The sequence below is a fragment of the Pseudomonas sp. SWRI92 genome (assembly GCF_014268685.1).
Lineage (GTDB): Bacteria > Pseudomonadota > Gammaproteobacteria > Pseudomonadales > Pseudomonadaceae > Aquipseudomonas > Aquipseudomonas marvdashtae.
In genome coordinates, this window is record NZ_JABWQY010000034.1 from 1 (window position 1) to 2,081 (window position 2,081).

The 2,081-nt window shown below is 64.2% G+C and carries 1 protein-coding gene and 1 pseudogene; both read left to right on the forward strand.

Annotation, left to right across the window (positions count from 1 at the left end; translation table 11 throughout):
• Positions 1-1,986 (forward strand): carbon starvation CstA family protein (locus tag HU762_RS26460; protein ID WP_186641861.1); only part of this gene is annotated, 1,986 nt, incomplete at its 5' end.
• 15 nt (positions 1,987-2,001) lie between these two features.
• Positions 2,002-2,081 (forward strand): annotated as a pseudogene (locus HU762_RS26840) (hypothetical protein); the annotation flags it as partial.

The following is a 2,081-nucleotide window of genomic DNA, read 5'->3' on the forward strand; positions in this document are numbered from 1 at the left end:
GCCTTGCGCCGCGGAGAGCCGATCAACGCCCTCTGGATCGTCGTCGCAGCCGTGGCCATTTACCTGGTCGCCTACCGCTACTACAGCCTCTTCATCGCCAACAACGTAATGCAACTCGATTCGCGCCGGGCCACGCCCGCCGTGCTCAACAACGATGGCCTGGACTTTGTCCCGACCAACAAACACATTCTCTTCGGCCACCACTTCGCGGCCATTGCCGGCGCGGGTCCGCTGGTCGGGCCGGTGCTGGCGGCGCAGATGGGCTACCTGCCCGGCACGCTCTGGCTGATCGCCGGCGTGGTGCTGGCCGGTGCGGTGCAGGACTTCATGGTCCTGTTCCTGTCCACCCGCCGCAACGGTCGCTCCCTGGGCGACATGGTGCGCGAGGAAATGGGCCGCATCCCCGGCACCATCGCGCTGTTCGGCTGCTTCCTGATCATGATCATCATCCTCGCGGTGCTGGCGCTGATCGTGGTCAAGGCCCTGGCCGAGAGCCCGTGGGGCATTTTCACGGTGATGGCGACCATCCCGATCGCGATGTTCATGGGCATCTATATGCGCTACATCCGCCCGGGCCGCATCGGTGAAATCTCCCTCATCGGCGTGCTGTTGCTGCTGGGCTCGATCTGGCTCGGTGGCCAGGTTGCCGCGGACCCGGTCTGGGCCAAGGCCTTCACCTTCACCGGCGTGCAAATCACCTGGATGCTGATCGGCTATGGCTTCGTCGCTGCGGTATTGCCGATCTGGCTGATCCTGGCGCCACGGGACTACCTGTCCACGTTCCTCAAGATCGGTACCATCATCGCCCTGGCGATCGGCATCCTGGTCACCATGCCCGAGCTGAAAATGCCGGCGCTGACCCAGTTCACCGACGGCACGGGACCGGTGTGGAAGGGCGGGTTGTTCCCGTTCCTGTTCATCACCATTGCCTGCGGCGCGGTCTCGGGTTTCCATGCGCTGATCTCTTCCGGCACCACGCCGAAGATGCTGGATAACGAAGTCAACGCCCGCTACATCGGTTACGGCGGCATGTTGATGGAGTCGTTCGTGGCGATCATGGCGATGGTCGCCGCTTCGGTGATCGAGCCGGGCGTGTACTTCGCCATGAACAGCCCGGCGGCGATCGTCGGCGGTGACGTGGTGGCCGTGGCGCAAACCATCAGCGGCTGGGGCTTTGCAATCACCCCCGAGGCGCTGCAAGCGGTGGCCAAGGACATCGGCGAGACCACCATCCTGGCCCGCGCCGGCGGTGCGCCGACCCTGGCGGTGGGTATCGCGCAGATCCTCCACTCGGTACTGCCGGGTGAGAACACCATGGCGTTCTGGTACCACTTCGCGATCCTGTTCGAAGCGCTGTTCATCCTCACGGCAGTAGACGCCGGCACCCGTGCCGGACGGTTCATGCTGCAGGATCTGCTGGGCTCGTTCGTGCCGGCCCTCAAGCGCACCGAATCCTGGACCGCCAACCTGATCGCCACCGCCGGCTGCGTCGCGCTGTGGGGTTACTTGCTGTACCAGGGCGTGATCGATCCGCTGGGCGGCATCAACACCTTGTGGCCGCTGTTCGGCATCTCCAACCAGATGCTGGCCGGTATCGCCCTGATGCTCGCCACCGTGGTGCTGATCAAGATGAAGCGCCAGCGCTACGTCTGGGTCACGCTGCTGCCGGCGGCCTGGCTGCTGATCTGCACCACCACCGCGGGCCTGATCAAGCTGTTCGACGCCAACCCGGCGATCGGCTTCCTGGCCCTGGCGCGCAAATACAACGATGCCCTGGCCGCCGGCCAGATCCTGGCCCCGGCCAAGAGCATCGAGCAGATGCAGCACGTGGTGTTCAACGCCTACACCAACGCAACGCTGACGGTGTTGTTCCTGCTTGTGGTCTTCAGCATCCTGTTCTACGCGCTCAAGGTCGGCATCGCCGCCTGGGGCACGAAAGAACGCACGGACAAAGAAGCGCCATTCCAGGCCCTGCCGGACGCTTGATCGAGGATTGCAACGATGTTCAATGACTTGAGTCGCCTCGGTAAATACCTCGGTCAGGCCGCGCGCCTGATGGTCGGCATGCCCGACTACGACAA